This is a genomic window from Exiguobacterium sp. EF_C8, from assembly GCF_054956715.1.
Window position 1 is genome coordinate 1,070,737 of sequence record NZ_CM143264.1, and the last position, 17,552, is coordinate 1,088,288.

General features: G+C 49.7%; 16 protein-coding genes. All 16 read left to right on the forward strand.

Features of this window, described 5'->3' with window-relative positions; genetic code table 11:
• Window positions 1-34 precede the first annotated feature (34 nt).
• The 16 genes from pgsA to ACY2IG_RS05625 all read left to right on the forward strand — a co-directional run bounded on the left by pgsA (window position 35) and on the right by ACY2IG_RS05625 (window position 17,490).
• A complete protein-coding gene (gene pgsA / locus ACY2IG_RS05550) occupies window positions 35-613 on the forward strand; it encodes a CDP-diacylglycerol--glycerol-3-phosphate 3-phosphatidyltransferase (RefSeq protein WP_056060438.1) in 579 nt (192 codons plus the stop codon).
• Between the two features lie 71 nt (window positions 614-684).
• Window positions 685-1,917, forward strand: coding sequence for a competence/damage-inducible protein A (locus ACY2IG_RS05555; RefSeq protein WP_056060439.1), 1,233 nt, complete (start codon window positions 685-687; stop codon window positions 1,915-1,917).
• A gap of 111 nt (window positions 1,918-2,028) precedes the next feature.
• Window positions 2,029-3,072: a recombinase RecA gene (recA, locus tag ACY2IG_RS05560; protein WP_023467702.1), complete on the forward strand. Its 1,044-nt coding sequence runs from the start codon at window positions 2,029-2,031 to the stop codon at window positions 3,070-3,072.
• Between the two features lie 193 nt (window positions 3,073-3,265).
• Window positions 3,266-4,828 carry a ribonuclease Y gene (gene rny, locus ACY2IG_RS05565; RefSeq protein WP_023467703.1) on the forward strand — a complete coding sequence of 521 codons (1,563 nt, stop codon included), beginning with the start codon at window positions 3,266-3,268 and terminating at the stop codon, window positions 4,826-4,828.
• Window positions 4,829-4,877: 49 nt separating this feature from the next.
• The gene (locus ACY2IG_RS05570; RefSeq protein WP_462618456.1) at window positions 4,878-5,672 is read left to right on the forward strand and encodes a TIGR00282 family metallophosphoesterase; all 795 of its coding nucleotides are present in this window, start codon (window positions 4,878-4,880) and stop codon (window positions 5,670-5,672) included.
• A 29-nt stretch (window positions 5,673-5,701) separates the two neighbouring features.
• Window positions 5,702-5,962 carry a stage V sporulation protein S gene (locus ACY2IG_RS05575; protein ID WP_023467705.1) on the forward strand — a complete coding sequence of 87 codons (261 nt, stop codon included), beginning with the start codon at window positions 5,702-5,704 and terminating at the stop codon, window positions 5,960-5,962.
• A gap of 191 nt (window positions 5,963-6,153) precedes the next feature.
• The gene (locus ACY2IG_RS05580; RefSeq protein WP_056060443.1) at window positions 6,154-7,902 is read left to right on the forward strand and encodes a 2-oxoacid:acceptor oxidoreductase subunit alpha; all 1,749 of its coding nucleotides are present in this window, start codon (window positions 6,154-6,156) and stop codon (window positions 7,900-7,902) included.
• Window positions 7,889-8,755 (forward strand): 2-oxoacid:ferredoxin oxidoreductase subunit beta, encoded by an 867-nt coding sequence (locus tag ACY2IG_RS05585; protein ID WP_023467707.1) that lies wholly within the window; start codon window positions 7,889-7,891, stop codon window positions 8,753-8,755. Before ACY2IG_RS05580 ends, ACY2IG_RS05585 begins: the two co-directional genes overlap by 14 nt.
• Before the next feature lie 98 nt (window positions 8,756-8,853).
• Window positions 8,854-9,942 (forward strand): L-threonine 3-dehydrogenase, encoded by a 1,089-nt coding sequence (gene tdh / locus ACY2IG_RS05590; protein ID WP_035408847.1) that lies wholly within the window; start codon window positions 8,854-8,856, stop codon window positions 9,940-9,942.
• Window positions 9,942-11,117, forward strand: coding sequence for a glycine C-acetyltransferase (locus ACY2IG_RS05595; protein WP_035408845.1), 1,176 nt, complete (start codon window positions 9,942-9,944; stop codon window positions 11,115-11,117). The genes tdh and ACY2IG_RS05595 overlap by 1 nt, the downstream gene beginning before the upstream one ends.
• Before the next feature lie 145 nt (window positions 11,118-11,262).
• Entirely contained in the window at window positions 11,263-12,879 is a 1,617-nt protein-coding gene (locus ACY2IG_RS05600) for an alpha/beta hydrolase (RefSeq protein ID WP_035409713.1), read from the forward strand.
• Window positions 12,876-14,330, forward strand: coding sequence for a phytoene desaturase family protein (locus ACY2IG_RS05605; RefSeq protein ID WP_462618457.1), 1,455 nt, complete (start codon window positions 12,876-12,878; stop codon window positions 14,328-14,330). Before ACY2IG_RS05600 ends, ACY2IG_RS05605 begins: the two co-directional genes overlap by 4 nt.
• A 124-nt stretch (window positions 14,331-14,454) precedes the next feature.
• Entirely contained in the window at window positions 14,455-14,742 is a 288-nt protein-coding gene (locus ACY2IG_RS05610) for a hypothetical protein (RefSeq protein ID WP_029341204.1), read from the forward strand.
• 105 nt (window positions 14,743-14,847) lie between these two features.
• Window positions 14,848-16,116 (forward strand): DUF445 domain-containing protein, encoded by a 1,269-nt coding sequence (locus ACY2IG_RS05615; protein ID WP_462618458.1) that lies wholly within the window; start codon window positions 14,848-14,850, stop codon window positions 16,114-16,116.
• On the forward strand, window positions 16,113-16,940 hold the full coding sequence (locus ACY2IG_RS05620; RefSeq protein ID WP_290786298.1) for a DNA-3-methyladenine glycosylase family protein: 828 nt from the start codon (window positions 16,113-16,115) through the stop codon (window positions 16,938-16,940). Before ACY2IG_RS05615 ends, ACY2IG_RS05620 begins: the two co-directional genes overlap by 4 nt.
• A gap of 112 nt (window positions 16,941-17,052) precedes the next feature.
• Window positions 17,053-17,490: a YlbF/YmcA family competence regulator gene (locus tag ACY2IG_RS05625; protein WP_023467714.1), complete on the forward strand. Its 438-nt coding sequence runs from the start codon at window positions 17,053-17,055 to the stop codon at window positions 17,488-17,490.
• Window positions 17,491-17,552 lie beyond the last annotated feature (62 nt).

A 17,552-nucleotide genomic window follows, 5' to 3' on the forward strand; every position in this document is an offset into this window, starting at 1 on the left:
CATCTACATATGAAATGAAGGAGGAGGGCGTTACATGAACTTACCGAATCAATTGACAGTATTACGCGTTTTATTAATTCCCGTGTTCGTCATCGTACTTGCGATTGATCCGAACTGGGGACAGTGGGATGTACTAGGAGCTGAACTTCCCGTCTCACACTTCGTTGCAGCCATCATCTTCCTTGTTGCTTCACTGACGGATTGGCTCGATGGGTATATCGCCCGCAAACAAAATCTAGTAACGAACTTTGGAAAATTCATGGATCCACTTGCCGATAAGATGTTAGTCGCTGCTGCGCTCGTCTACCTTGTGGAACTTGAGTTCGTTGCGGCATGGATCGTCGTCATCATTCTCTGCCGTGAGTTCGCTGTCACAGGTCTTCGTCTTGTCGCATCTGACGAAGGCATCGTTCTTGCTGCCGGAAACTCTGGGAAAGCAAAGACATGGGTCCAGTTGACATCGATTACAGCGTATTTATTGCACGATATCGTTTTTGCGATGTGGAATATTCCATTCGCAGATATCACGATGTGGCTTGCTCTTATCTTGACGATCTATTCAGGCGTCGAGTATTTCTCGAAAAACATCAAGTTAATTACGAAATCCATGTAAGTTGGATCAATTTAGACTGTTCGTCATACCGAACAGTCTTTTCTTATACTTCAAGAAGGTGAGGAATCAACATGAAAGCAGAAATCATCGCAGTCGGAAGTGAGCTTCTCCTTGGAGAAATCGCCAACACGAATGCACAGTACCTTTCCGAATGGCTAGCCAGTGCAGGAATTGACGTTCATTATCATACAGTCGTCGGTGACAACCGCGAGCGGATGCAGGAAACGTTCCGTCAGGCGCAACAGCGGGCGGATCTCCTTGTCATCACAGGGGGGCTTGGACCGACCGAGGATGACTTGACGAAAGAGGTGCTCGCTGACCTGCTTGGGCGCGATCTCGTTCTCGATCAAGCAGCGTACGAAAGAATCGAAGGATTCTTGAAGACACGTCAACGGGAGATGACGAACAATGAACGGAAACAAGCACTAGTCATCGCTGGCGCGACGGTTTTACGCAATGATGCGGGTCTTGCTCCCGGTATGTCGGTGCAGACGGAGCACCACCAATATATCGTTTTACCCGGTGTGCCACGTGAGATGAAGCAAATCCTCAAAGATCACTTCAGTCATTTGTTCGGTCAAGAGACAATCCGTTCCCGAACACTACGTTTCTTCGGAATCGGAGAATCGGCTCTAAACGATCGCCTGGAAACGTTAATCAAAGAGGCAACCAATCCATCGGTCGCCCCTTATGCGGAACTCGCTGAAGTACGGTTGCGTCTGACTGCTAAAGCACTCGATCAACAGGAAGCCGACCGTATGCTCGATGAACTGGAACAACACGTACTGGCTGAAGTGGGCATGTACTTTTATGGATATGGCGAGACAAGCCTGCCGGAAGTCGTACTGAAACGGTATCAAGAAGCAGGATTGACACTGTCACTCGCCGAATCACTGACGGGAGGAGCTGTCGCAAGTGGACTCGTTGATGTCAGCGGTGCGAGTCAAGTGTTGCGTGGGAGCGCAGTCGTGTATGATGATGCAGCGAAGCAAGGCGTATTATCGGTACCGGAAGTTTTGTTACGAGAGCATACTGCTGTCAGTAAAGAAGTCGCAATCGCGATGGCTGAAGGGGTACGCGAACTGTATCAATCCGATATCGCCGTCGCGTTGACAGGGGAAGCAGGTCCGACAAGCAACAGCGGAAAAGTGGTCGGAACCGTCTATTGTGCTGTTGCGGACGCACATGGAACACGCATCGTCGAATGGCAATATCCATCGTTCGACCGGGGAATGATTCGACTGCGCGCCGTCAAGGATACCTATTTCCTTCTACTGAAACATCTCGAAAAAGCATCCGAGTGAGAAAATTGGTCAAAGTGCAAGTATGCGAATAAATGTTCGTAAAATGCTTGTCATTCGGTCTCAAAAGAAGTACAATAATCTCAGTAAGATAATTAAAAGGAGGCCTGCTACGTGAGTGATCGTAAAGCAGCACTTGAGATGGCGTTACGCCAGATAGAGAAACAGTTCGGTAAAGGTTCCATCATGAAACTCGGAGAAAATGCGGATCAGAAGGTATCAGTGATCTCTTCTGGATCGATTACATTAGATATTGCCCTAGGTGCAGGTGGATACCCACGTGGACGGGTCATCGAAGTATACGGACCTGAATCGTCAGGTAAAACGACGGTAGCGCTTCATGCAATCGCAGAAGTTCAAAAACAAGGTGGACAAGCAGCATTCATCGATGCAGAGCACGCGCTTGATCCAGCATACGCAAATAAACTCGGTGTCAACATCGATGAGCTCCTCTTGTCACAACCGGATACTGGGGAACAGGCACTTGAAATCGCGGAAGCACTCGTTCGTTCTGGTGCGGTCGATATTCTTGTCGTCGACTCTGTTGCGGCACTCGTACCAAAAGCAGAGATTGAAGGCGAGATGGGTGACTCACACGTCGGTCTTCAAGCGCGTTTGATGAGCCAAGCGCTCCGTAAGTTGTCTGGTGCAACGAATAAATCGAAAACGATCGTCATCTTCATCAACCAAATCCGTGAAAAAATCGGTGTCATGTTTGGTAACCCGGAAACGACTCCAGGTGGTCGAGCACTCAAATTCTACTCGTCTGTTCGTTTAGAAGTGCGTCGTGCGGAAGCGTTGAAAAACGGTACGGACGTCGTCGGTAACAAAACGAAGATCAAGGTCGTCAAAAACAAAATTGCTCCTCCGTTTAAACAAGCAGAAGTTGATATCATGTACGGTCTCGGTATTTCGAAGGTCGGTGAGTTGATCGACATCGGAACGGATCTGGATATCGTTCAAAAGAGTGGTGCATGGTATTCGTACAACTCAGAGCGTCTTGGTCAAGGGCGTGAGAACGCGAAGCAATACATGGTCGAGCATCCGGAAGTCGCAGCAGAGGTCGAACGTTTGATTCGTGAACATCACGGTCTCGTCGATCGCGAAGAGCCGGTTGATTTCGAAGCAGAACAACCAGAAGATCTATTTGCTGAATAAACCGTTTCAGAGAGGATTCGCATACGAATCCTCTCTTTTTTAGTGTAAAAGAGGAAAACAGTGGAATTCTTTCCCGTCCGTTCGTTGACAATGAACGAGTGCTATCCTTACAATATAGATGTACGTTTTTTAGACAGCTTCGATGAAATACCGAAATGAACTAAGAAACACCTTGCAAAGGGGAGGTGAACCCATGAGTACACTGACTTGGATTGTCATACTTCTCCTCACTTTGCTGATCGCATTCATCGTAGGCTACTTCTTGCGGAAATCGATTGCAGAAGCGAAAATTCAAGGCGCAGAAACGGAAGCGAATAAAATCGTTGAACGTGCGCGTGAATCGGCTGAGGCAACGAAAAAAGAAGCCGTACTCGAAGCGAAAGATGAAGCATTCAAACTTCGTAACGAAGTGGAAAAAGAATTGCGTGAACGTCGCCAAGAGCTAGCGAAACAAGAAGCCCGGTTGCTCCAGAAAGAAGAGACACTCGATCGCCGTGTTGACGCTATCGACCGTAAGGAAGATCAAATCAATACACGTGATGCAGAGATCGCGAAACGGAAGCATCAAGCTGAAGAACTAGAGCGCAAAGTAGAGGACCTGTATGAACAGGGACGTCAAGAGCTTGTCCGCGTCGCGAATTTATCGCAAGACGAGGCAAGAACGATCATCATGGATGAGACGAAACAGGCTGCTTTACATGACGCAGCCATTCTTCAAAAAGAAATCGAACAAAAAGCAAAAGAAGAAGCCGACAAGAAAGCACGTAACATCTTGTCACTTGCGATTCAACGGTTCGCCGCTGAACATATCGCAGAGACGACTGTATCGGTCGTCAACTTACCGAACGATGAGATGAAAGGTCGGATCATCGGACGGGAAGGCCGCAACATCCGTACGCTCGAGACCTTGACTGGGATCGACTTGATCATCGATGATACGCCGGAAGCCGTCATTTTGTCTGGTTTTGACCCAATTCGTCGCGAAGTCGCTAAAATGGCGCTCGAGAAATTGGTTCAGGATGGTCGGATTCACCCGGCCCGTATTGAAGAGATGGTCGACAAATCCCGTCGTGAAGTCGACGAGCGGATTCGAGAAATCGGGGAAGAAGCGACGTATGATGTCGGGATCCACGGCATTCATCCGGACCTTGTCAAAATTCTCGGTCGCTTGAAGTACCGTACGAGTTACGGACAGAACGTCCTGTATCACTCACTTGAGGTTGCCCACCTTGCAGGTATGATGGCAGCTGAACTTGGAGAAGATGTCACGCTTGCGAAGCGTGCGGGTCTTCTGCATGATATCGGGAAAGCGATCGACCACGAAGTCGAAGGCAGTCACGTTGAAATCGGTGTCGAGCTCGGTACGAAGTACAAAGAGCATCCAACCGTCATCAACGCGATCGCATCCCACCACGGGGATACGGAAGCGACATCTGTCATTTCCGTCTTGGTCGCAGCTGCGGATGCATTATCTGCTGCTCGCCCAGGTGCACGTCAGGAGACACTCGAAAGTTATATCCGCCGTCTCGAACGCCTCGAGGAAATCTCGGAATCGTTCGACGGTGTCGAAAAATCATTTGCGATCCAAGCGGGTCGTGAAGTCCGTATCATCGTTCGACCTGACGTCGTCGATGACGTACTGGCTCACAAGATGGCGAGTGACATCCGGAAAAAAATCGAAGAAGAACTCGATTATCCGGGACACATCAAGGTCACGGTCATTCGGGAAACACGAGCAGTCGAATACGCGAAATAAGTGGAGTGGCGGGCGACCGCCACTTTTTTTAATGAACGGAGGAACAGCAATGAAGATTTTATTCATCGGAGACGTCGTCGGTGCACCCGGTCGACATATCCTGCAACAATTTACAGCACGCTTGAAAGCGAAATACAATCCGAACGTCATGCTTGTCAACGGTGAAAATGCAGCACACGGACGCGGCATCACGAAGTCGATTTATCATCAATTCCTCGAACTCGGATTCCACGGCATCACGATGGGGAACCATACGTTTGATAACCGTGACATCTTTGACTGGATTGACGACGCGGACCGGATCATCCGTCCTGCGAACTATCCGGAAGGCACACCAGGTCGTGGGATGATGATCGTTAAGGCAGGCAATAAAAAGATTGCCGTCATCAACGTCCAAGGAACGGTCTTCTTACCACCTCTCGGTGACCCGTTCCGTACCGTTGATGAACTGATTGCGGAAGTCGAAGGAAAAGTCGATGCGATCTTCGTTGATGTCCATGCGGAAGCAACGAGTGAAAAAATCGCGATGGGTTATCACCTCGATGGTCGTGTACAAGCTGTCGTTGGCACACATACACACGTCCAAACAGCAGATGAGCGTGTTCTTGACGGAGGAACGGCTTATATCACGGATGTCGGGATGACAGGTCCGTTGAACGGTGTGCTCGGGATGCGTCAGGAAGATGTCCTACGAAAATTTAAGACACAGCTCCCAACGCGGTTTGAAGTTGCCGAAGGACGGGAACAACTTAATGGAGTCTTGATTCATATCGATGACACAACAAAAAAAGCAACGAAGATTGAACGGATTCATCTGACGGATCAGTCAGTATTCTTCGACTGATTGCCATTTCTGGATGGGGAGGTACACGCATGGACGTCCTGAAAGTATCAGCTAAGTCGAATCCAAACGCGGTAGCAGGTGCACTCGCGGGTGTCATTCGAGAGAGAGGTTCCGTCGAGATTCAGGCCATTGGTGCGGGAGCGCTCAATCAATCTGTCAAAGCCGTCGCCATCGCACGCGGATTCGTGGCGCCTTCTGGCATCGATTTGATTTGTATCCCAGCCTTCACAGACATTTTAATTGATGGAGAAGAAAGAACCGCCATCAAACTCATCATCGAACCACGATGATGAATTGGACATAGGTCCTATATTTACAAGTAGACCATTTACTCGACTGGAGTAGATGGTCTTTTTGCTGCGTCTTCGAATTTTTCTCACCTTTCCACCGAGGGAGCATTGTACTACTTCCGGTAAATCGGTATCATGAGGGAGGATAGAGAGAACTATCATTTCAGGGGACAGAGAAGGAGCGAACGTCGATGTATAATCAGTTATCATGGAAAGTTGGCGGTCAGCAGGGAGAAGGGATCGAATCAACAGGCGAAATCTTTGCGATTGCCTTGAATCGACTCGGCTATTACCTGTATGGCTACCGTCACTTTTCGTCACGTATCAAGGGAGGACATACGAATAATAAGATTCGTGTCGCGACACAGGAAGTCCGGACGATTTCCGATGATCTCGATATTTTGGTCGCATTCGATCAAGAGACGATCGACGTCAACTTCCATGAATTGCGTCAAGGTGCCATCATCATCGCGGATGCGAAATTCAATCCGACGAATCCGGACGAAGCACGCGCCTCATTGTATGCGATTCCATTTACGGAGATCGCAGCTGATCTCGGTACGGCTTTGATGAAGAACATGGTCGCGATTGGTGCATCGAGTGCGATTCTCGGCATTGCACCAGAGCGTTTCCAAGCCGTCGTCGAACAGATTTTCGGACGAAAAGGTCCAGATATGGTCGAGAAGAACTTAGCAGCAATCCGTGAAGGAGCAGCAGCGTTTGAAGCTCTTGCAGGAGAGGGCGAACGGTTCGTCTTGGAACCGGCTGACGGAAAACAACGGATGTTCATGATCGGAAACGATGCAATTGCTCTTGGCGCGATTGCCGGTGGAGCGCGTCTGATGGCAGCTTACCCGATCACACCATCATCTGAGATCATGGAATACTTAATCAAGAAATTACCGCAGTTCGGTGGAACGGTCGTCCAGACGGAAGACGAACTGGCAGCGGTCACGATGGCAATTGGTGCCAACTATGCAGGTGTCCGTGCTTTGACGGCGTCTGCTGGTCCAGGATTGTCACTAATGGCGGAAGCGATCGGGTTATCCGGGATGACGGAAACACCGCTCGTCATCGTCGATACACAACGGGGTGGTCCGTCAACAGGTCTACCAACGAAACAGGAACAATCTGACTTGATGGCGATGATCTATAGTACACATGGTGAAATTCCAAAGGTCGTTTTGGCACCATCAACGGTCGAGGAAGCGTTCTACGATGCAGCAGAAGCATTTAACATTGCAGAAGAGTACCAATGTCCTGTCATTCTATTGACGGATTTGATGCTATCGCTCGGAAAACAATCGGTTGAGCCACCAGATATGTCACGCGTTGAGATCCGTCGCGGGAAGTTGATTCAGGAAGACTTACCGGAACTTGAAGGGAAAGCGTACTTCAAACGCTACGAAGTGACGGAAGATGGGATCAGCCCACGTGTCATTCCAGGCGTCAAGCACGGGATTCATCACGTGACGGGTGTTGAGCACAATGAGGAAGGGCGTCCGTCGGAAGCGACGAAGAACCGGGTCGATCAAATGACGAAACGACTTCGTAAGCTGAATACGTTCCGCTTACAGGATGCCGTTCTTGTAACGGAGCATCATGCAGAACCGGATATCTTATTCGTTGGTTTCAACTCGACACGTGGAACGATCGAAGAAATCATGCCACGACTCGAAACACAAGGGATCAAGGTCGATCACTTGCATATCCGTCAAGTCCATCCGTTCCCAAGTGAACTCGTCACGCCGCACTTAGAGCGGGCAAAACGAGTCATCGTCGTCGAGTACAATGCAACAGGACAACTGGCGAAGCTGATCCAGATGAACTGTGGACATGCATCGAAGATCGAGCATATCCTGAAATTCAATGGCGACCCGTTCTACCCGGCAGAGGTCGTCGAGCAGGTCGTAGGAGGGGTATATCATGGCAACCTTTAAGGATTTTAGAAATGATGTCAAACCAAACTGGTGTCCAGGGTGTGGAGACTTCTCGATTCAAGCAGCGATTCAGCGTGCTGTCGCAAACGTCGGTCTCGAACCAGAAGAGTTGGCATTGATTTCCGGGATTGGCTGTTCTGGTCGGATTTCCGGTTATATCAATACGTATGGCTTCCACGGCGTTCATGGACGATCTTTACCGATCGCCCAAGGTGTCAAGATGGCGAACCGCGAATTAACGGTCATCGCGTCTGGTGGCGACGGTGATGGATTCGCGATCGGCATGGGACATACGATTCATGCGTTCAAACGCAATGTCGACATGACGTACATCGTCATGGACAATCAGATTTACGGCTTGACGAAAGGACAGACGTCACCTACTTCTGCACCTGGATTCAAGACGAAATCGACGCCAAAAGGATCGATCGAAAAGAGTGTTTCACCGGTTGAACTTGCTTTGACGGCTGGCGCGACATTCGTTGCCCAGAGCTTCTCGAATGATTTAAAAGGGTTGACACAATTGATCGAGCAAGCGACGGCGCATAAAGGATTTGCCTTCATCAACGTCTTCAGTCCATGCGTCACATTCAACAAGGTCAATACGTACGATTGGTTCAAGCAGAACTTGACGAAGCTGTCCGATATCGAAGGATACGATCCGTCGAACTTGGATCTTGCAAAACAGACCGTTCATGCACACGATGGTCTCGTCATGGGATTGATCTATCAGGATGAAACACGTCCTGATTACCAGTCACAAATCGATGGGTACCAAGAATCGGGTCTCGCATATGCGGATCTTGAGCTAAACGAAGAAACATTCGGTAAACTAGCGGCAGAATTCATGTAAGATAGAGGAAAGATGTGTTTGGTTTTTGGGGATGCTAAACATTTGGAAGTTCGCCACATATAAATAAACGTGAGCTTCCGCGAAGGAGTCGGGGAAAGATGACGAAATTAGTAACAGCGGTAGAAGAGACGACAACGACGAAAACGATGCGTGCACTTGTCAAAGAAGAGCGCGGATTCGGTGCGGCACTGAAAGAAGTACCCGTACCCGTACCGGATCGTGGAGAAGTCTTGATTCGAGTCGAGGCAACATCAATTTGTGGGACGGACGTGCATATCTATGAGTGGGATGCGTGGGCAGCGTCACGTGTCAATCCGCCGTATGTCTTCGGTCACGAGTTCTCGGGCGAAGTCGTCGAGCTCGGGGAGGGTACGAAACGCTTGAAACTTGGTGACCGTGTCTCGGCTGAGACGCATATCGTCTGTCATCAATGTAAACAGTGTCTTCGTGGGCAATATCATATCTGTAAGAACACGAAAATCATCGGTGTCGATACACAAGGCTGTTTTGCGGAATACGTCGTCATGCCGGAAGAAAACCTCTGGGTCAACCCGGAAGATATGCCAGCGGGAATCGCTTCGATTCAAGAGCCGATGGGAAATGCTGTCCATACCGTTCTTGCGAGTGATGTCAGCGCTAAAACGGTCGCAATCGTCGGTTGTGGTCCAATTGGTTTGATGGCAGTCTCAGTCGCTAAAGCAGCCGGTGCGGCGGAAGTCGTCGCAATCGACGTCAATCCGTATCGTCTTGAACTCGCACGGACGATGGGGGCAGATGTCGTCATCGATTCACGTCATGACGATGTCTTGGAGCGGATCGAGCGTATGACCGACGGCGACGGAATCGACGTTGTCTGTGAGATGAGTGGACATCCGGCTGCGATTCGTCAAGCATTCGAAATGGTGACAGCAGGTGGAGACGTCAACATCCTCAGTCTGCCGGTCAAACCGGTCGAAATCGATTTGACGAACCACGTTGTCTTCAAAGGCGTCCGGGTTCAAGGCATCACCGGTCGGAAGATGTATGAGACATGGAGTCAGGTTTCTGCTTTCTTATCAAGTGGAAAAGTTGATGTCCGACCGTTGATTACACACACGTTGCCGCTTGAGCGGTTCGAAGAAGGATTTGAATTGATGCGTCAAGGGAAATGCGGGAAAGTCGTATTACAACCAAGGGGGACGAATTAATGGGATTTGAACACTTACGGACAGAATTAGAAGAGATGAAACAGGCGGGCACGTTCCGCAACCTTGTAGCACTCGAGAGCGCGCAACACAATCGCGTGACGATTGACGGGAAGGAACTGATCCAACTGTCGTCGAACAACTACCTCGGACTCGCAGCACATCCGCGTCTTGCTGAACAAGCAGCGGAAGCAGCGCGGACGTTTGGTGCCGGAACAGGATCGGTTCGAACGATTGCTGGAACGCTCGAGATGCACCAAGCGTTTGAGCGGGAACTCGCGACATTCAAGCATACGGAAGCGGCACTTGTTTTCCAGTCAGGATTCGCAACGAATCTCGGTGTCTTATCAGCGTTACTCGGTCCTGAAGACGTTGTTATCTCGGATGAGTTGAACCACGCTTCGATCATCGATGGGATCCGTCTGACAAAAGCGAAACGCCGGATCTATAAACACGTTGACTTAGCGGATCTTGAAGCAGCATTACAAGAAACACAAGACGCACGGACGCGCCTCGTCGTCACGGACGGTGTCTTCTCGATGGATGGAAACATTGCACCACTTCCAGAAATCGTTGAATTAGCCGAGCGTTATGACGCGCTCGTCATGGTCGATGATGCGCACGCTTCAGGTGTTCTTGGGAAAGCAGGACGCGGTACGGTCAATCACTTCGGTCTTGACGGTCGTGTTGCCTTGCAAGTCGGTACACTCTCAAAAGCAATCGGAGTCCTCGGTGGATACGTTGCGTGTGAACAACACGTCAAAGATTACTTGATCCATAAAGGGCGTCCGTTCTTATTCTCGACATCACATCCACCAGCAGTCGTTGAAGCAAACCGGGAAGCACTTCGTGTCATGGAAGAAGAAACGGTCCTCTTTGATCGTCTGTGGGAAAACACGGAATTCTTCAAACAAGGATTACGGGATCTTGGATTCGATATCGGGACGTCTACGACACCGATCACACCGGTCATCGTCGGTGATGAGGCGCGTTGTCACGAATTATCCGATCGCCTCCGTCAAGAAGGTGTCTTTGCTCAAGGCATCGCCTTCCCGACCGTTGCAAAAGGAAAAGCACGTGTTCGGACGATCGTAACGGCGGAACATACACGCGAAGACTTGACGACAGCGCTTGCAGCGTTCGAAAAAGTCGGTCGTGAATTAAACTTGATCGGTTGATATCGATCACGGACGAACCAGGTCCGCATACTTTCAGGCAGCGGATCAGCGATCCGCTGCCTGAAGTGCGTCATGACGAAAGAATCAAAGTCGACCGTTTTTACTTTTGCGAGATAGGGAATAATAGATGAGGAAAGGATGTGACCTGATGAGTATGAAGAAGAAAGGGATACTGCTCTCATTTTTGATGCTGACACTACTCCTTGGGGGGTGTATTCGCATCCAGTACGATGCAACGATCCATACCGATCAGAGCGTCACCTTAAAAACGACATATGCCGCAAAGGAACATCCAGTGGCGCGTTTACTGAATCTAAATCCGAATTGGAAAGGTTATGTCAAACAGGCAGAAAAGAATGGCTATGCGGCAAAGACGTTCAAGACGAAGGATGACTACGAAGGCATCCGGATGCAGAAGACATTTGCGAACTTCAAGGACATGACGTCGATCAAAGACGAATGGAAGACGGGCATCGGTGGGATTCTCATTCCACCTGATACGAAGTTCGACATGAAAAAATCAGACGGATTTTGGTTTGATACGTATCGACTTGATACGAACATCGATCTAAGTATCGATCGCCTGAACATCAAAGGGTATCAACCGACGGGTCAAGTCAAGAAACTTGCTGATCGTTATATTCGCCAAGCCGATATCGAGATCAAGCTCCACGGTCCGAAAGTGATTGGTCTCCAAAACGGAGAAAAGATCGACTGGTCGAATTACCATGATGTGTCATGGAAATTATACGGAACGAAAGCAAACCAACTACAGTTGATTGCCTATGTACCAAATCCGACAGGCTGGATCATCACCGGTGTTGTATTATTGATCGGTGTTGGCTTATTGCTTTACTGGATCTTTCACCGTGTCCGTCGTTTGCGTCGGCAACAGTTGAAGACAATCAGTATTTCGCTCCTTGTCTGTTTGATTGTCGGAGGAGGGGCATGGTGGCTATTCGCGGAAGATACATCGAGTGCTCCACCGCCAACGCGTCAGATCGTTACGCAAGGAAAGAGTGAAATCGTACCGACGTTCCTCGTCCATGGATTGTTCGGTACAGAGCGGACGTTCGTCCCAATGATTCAGAACTTCACGAAAAAAAAAGTTGCCGATGATGGCGGTCGATGTGACGTGACTCGTTCTGGGAAAGCGACTTGTAGCGTCACACCCTCGCCAACCGGCTACCCGCTTGTCCGAATCGTCTTTGCAGACGACGAGGCGAGCCTTGCCGATCAACAAAAGTGGTTGAATGCAGCGATTGCTGCGTATGATGCGAAACAAAAAGCGACCTTTGCCGATATCCAGCTCGTCGGGCACAGCATGGGTGGTGTGGATGTCGTCGCCTATACGGTCCAAGAAGAGATGCCGTATCACGTCCGAAAAGTTGTGACGCTCGACTCACCAATCGCCGGCTCCGATTACGCAAAACTCGGGTTGACGCTCGCACCGCTTGGCACGAATACGAACAGTCCCGCCATTCGTGATCTCGCGAAGGGCTCACCAGCGATGAACAATTTAACTAAGCGGCTCGAGACGTGGCCGCGCGATGTGCTCGTCTATTCGTTTGGTGCCAAAGGAGGCGATTTCAATCTAATTTCGTTAAAGAGTTCCTTTGCACTCGAGAACTACACGGATAATATCCAGACAAAATCGTATAAATATGATCACTTCACGATTCATCGCCGGGAGCCGGTCTTCCGAGAAATCCGCAATTTCCTGTTTAAAGAAAATCGGGTCACGGAGGAGGAATCATCATGAAACACGTCGTCATCGTCGGCGGAGGAATTGCAGGTTTAACGGCTGCGGCTCTGATCGCACAAGAAGGACATACTGTTACCGTCCTTGAAGGAAGCCGTGAATGGGGGGGATCAGCCGGGAAGTTCACGCGCCGGGACCTGACGTATCCGGTAGGGGCGACACTCGGAATGGGGTTTGAGCCCGGTGGTATTCACGCCCGTGTTCTTGATCATCTTGGAGTAACGCATCAGGTCGAGTCGCTCGATGTCGTCATGACGATTCGCATCGCAGGACGGACGATTCATTATTATCAGGATCGTGCTGCGTTTCTAACCGAATTGACGTCACATTTTCCGGAGCAGGCATCGTCGATTCAGGCTTTCTTTGCTGAAATCGAGCAGATTCACGAGATGATTCGTCCGCTAATGGCAGAACTTCCAGCATTACCACTTCAAGATCCAGCAGACGTCCGGCGGTTAGTCCGTCACGCGAAAAGTGTTGTTCTCTTGCCGTATTTTCCGCTGACGATTGGTCATTTGTTACGAAAACATCGACTAGCGGATACGTTATTCGCACAAGTGATCGATGGGATTTTGCTCGACAGCATGCAGACAGGGCAGGAGGCCTCAGCTTTACTAGGAGCCGTCGCCTTATCGATTTATCATGAAGGTGCCTATTATGTCCCGGGTGGCTTGTACCGACTAGCTGAGCAATTGAAAGAGACAGCAGAGGAGAGCGGGGCAACCTGTCTCCTTGGGCGAAAAGTCACGTCGATTCGAAAGACATCAGATGGATTTTTGATTGAGGATCTCCGAGGACGCTTGATGATTGCTGATGCTGTCATCTGTGCGGTTCCGCTTGAAGGCATCCGGGAAGTCGTCAGCATGGATATGCGACGAACGTTACGACGAACGTACCGACGACAGGAAAAATTACAGCAATGGGCGACCTTTACGTATTATGCGGCGATTCCAGAGGCACTCATTTTGTCTGACGAAGCATTCCGGCAAGTTCATGATCTGTCCTTACCTTCAGGTCATGCCTTCATCTCGCTGTCCCGTCCGGATGATCGATTACGTGCACCAGTTGGTCAGCGGACGCTGACGATGTCATGCCATGTTCCGATTGGTACGTTTGATAAGACGAACCGGAAACGCTATGACGGACAAGTCGAGACGATGTCGGCGATCTTCGAAGCCATTCTCGAACAGCAGTTTCCTGGCTTCGCGCAACAGGCAATCGAACGCCATCCGTGTGGACCAGGTGCATGGGTCCGCTATACGTTCCGTCCGGATGGTGGAGTCGGTGGATATCCGCAACGTCCGAGTACGAGTCTCCTATTCGCGGCACCGTTTCGAACAGGTGTCGATCATTTCTTTGCAATCGGCGATACCATCTTTCCGGGTGCTGGGACGATCGGTGCGACGACGTCTGCGATCCATGCTGCCCGACAGTTTGGAGTCAGATTGTGAGAAATCGTCGTAAAATGATGAAAGAAGCGACGCATCTGTCGCTTTTTTCACATTTGAGGATTATGATGAGGAAGAGTCGGGAACATGATATCCATGAACAAAAAGAGAGAAGGAGTGAAGAACCATGGAGACATTCGAGCAAAAATGTCAGTCATTCATTCAGGAACGACGACCTGAAGTCGGTCCGATTCAATTCGAGTCGGCGCGTACGTTTCTCAATGCACGCGGTTTAAGTGTCTACGAACGGATTTATCAAGGGAAAGAAGAAGTCCGATTAGCGTTCGTTGAACAGACAAATGGTCAACAACTCGTTTCATTAATGGAAAATACATTCGGCAACGGACTGGTCTATTTTGTCTCAACGGCAACCGCGACATGGGATGGCGACCGTTTTGGTGAATACACGTTTTAAGTACATAGGGAGTCCCAGTCGATGACTGGGGCTCTTTCGTGTCGAAACCTAATCCTTGTCCCGTTCGTAAGGTAGATAAGTGACTCAGTTGAAGGAGGAAACGATGTGTCATCACTTGAACAACCTAAAACATCGACACGGCGGCTTGCGACCGTCTCGTTGATTTTCATGGCGGTCGGATTCGTCGTCTCATTGCCATTTAAAGAAAATGCGTGGGTCTTTTGGCTCCAGAGTGGTTTTGAAGCCGGACTCGTCGGTGGGATTGCCGACTGGTTTGCGATCACGGCATTGTTTCGCCATCCGCTCGGCTTAAAGATTCCCCATACGAACCTGTTGCCGAAAAATCGGGAACGGGTCATCGAATCAATCGTTCATATGCTCGAGACGGACTTGCTCAATAAAGAGAGTATCGTCGCGAAGCTGCAACATATGACGCTCGCAGACCGTGTCATCAAAATCTTACGTTCGATTCTCGTTCTGCCTGCTTTTCGAGCGACCGTTACCGAACTATTGGTCGGTCTGATCCGGAAATTACCGAAAGAGGCGATTCTTGAGTTTGCGAATACACGGGTGACGGAGACGATCAAAGCGTATCCGTCAAAACGGCTGGCGGTCCGGGCGATGGAGTTGAATGAGGAACGTCGACTCGACGAGTGGCTGATGGATCAGTTACTCGATTACGGCCAACGTCTTCTCGAAGATCCGATCATTCGCGATCAGATTGGCCGCCTTGCTTATACGGCAATGATTGACCAAGAAAAGAATACGTTTTTGCGGGTGACGGCGCGAACCGTCCAAAAAGTCTATTCGGAAGAAAAACTCAGTCTGGTCATTCAAGGCGTCTTGTTGACGGTCATTCAAGATATGCGACACGTCCATCATCCGAATCGACTCGCGATTCTCGATCATCTGCGTCGTAACCTGGCACAGTTGTCGATTGATGAAGAGCGTCTCGCGAAAATCGATGCTTGGAAGGCAAGTGAGGTCGACCGGTTTGACTTCGTTCCGGTCATTGAACGTGCATATGACGCTGGTCTGATCGAGCTCGAACGCTATTTGACGTCAGACGCTTTCTGGACGGAACGGGCGATGCCGATGCTTTCGCGCGCTTTAGACGACTGGGAACAGCATCCGACGTTCAAGGATAGCAGTGATCAGTGGATGAAGGAGCAACTCGTGCGTTTCGTCGAACAAAATCACCAAAAAATCGGCGGACTCGTGCGCGAGAACTTGAATCGGTTCGATACCGAGACACTCATTCACATGATCGAGGATAAGGTTGGCAGTGACTTGCAATGGATCCGGGTCAACGGAGCATTGTGTGGATTCATCATCGGTTTGATCCTCGGTGCCATCAAGGTGTTCGTCGGATGAGTCGGTGGACGTATGATCTGACGTTGTCGGAAGCATTTGATTTTAAAGGAATCGTGTCTCGTTTGACGGAAGACCCGTTACAAATCGAACAGAATGGGCGACTCGTTGTTCCAATCTTCGTTGAAGAACAGGCGTATATTACGACGGTTGAAGATATCGACGGCTTCACGTTACGGATTGACGGTTCAGGACCGCAAGCAGCGGTGTTGGCACAACTCAAGCGACGCTTTCGACTCAGTGAGCCGAATCCTGCGCAGCGTCTTAAGACGACGTCATTACATGCGATCGTCGAACAGTTCGGCGACGAACGGCTCGTTCTTGATCATTCACCGTTCACGGCCTTGATTCGTTCGATCATCCATCAACAAATCAATCTGTCGTTTGCGCATACGTTGACGGAACGTGTCTTTCGGACATTCGGAACGGTCAAGGATGGAATCATCCTACCGCCGACACCGCGCCAACTAGCGGCAGCGCGTCGCGAGGACTTGCTCGCTCTGCAACTATCAGGACGTAAAGTCGATTATCTACTCGGGGTAGCAACAGCAGAGATTAATTATGAGGAATTGACGTCAGCGACCGACGCAGAAATCGCTGAGACATTGATTGCACTGAAAGGTGTCGGACCATGGACGGTTCAAAACGTCCTGATGTTCGGGTACGGTCGTCCGGATCTTTTTCCGGCATCGGACATTGGGATATTACGGGCTTTTGAACGATTACTTGGATATCGACCGACAGTAGAAGAAGCGACGCGACTGGCAGAGGAATTCGCTCCTGTTCGCAGTCACGCTGCCTATCTATTATGGCGTTCGATTGAATAAGGAACTATTCTTGTCACTCTATCGTCAGAACGGTATAATGAATGCGATAGAACGAGGAATCGTTCAGAAATGCTAAGGGAAGCGACGTGTTCGCTAACGATAGAGGGGACGAATGTGGATGTATACAGATGAACAAATCATCGAAAAAGCCAATGAAATCGCCAAAATGATTTCAGAGACACCGGAAGTAGAACGATTCAAAGCGGCAGAAGCCAACATCAATGGGAATGAAAAAGTCCAAAAGATGATGAAACAAATCAAGTTCCTTCAAAAAGAGGCAGTCAACTGCCAACATTACGGCAAAACAGAAGCACTCGCACGTGTCGAAGCGAAGCTCGATAAATTGTTCGCTGAGCTTGATGAGATGCCTGTCGTCCAACAGTTCCAAGAAACGCAAGAAGAAGTCAACGGACTTCTCCAATACATCACGGTGACGATCTCGAACGGGATTACGGATCAAATCATCGAAGCAACGGACGGAGACGTTCTTGCAGGTAAGACAGGTAGCGGCATGGAAGCAGAAAACAAAAGCGGCGGTTGCGGCTACTAATCACGAAATGAACGAAAAGCCGACGGACATCCGTCGGCTTTTTCGACGAATGAGGTGGAAGA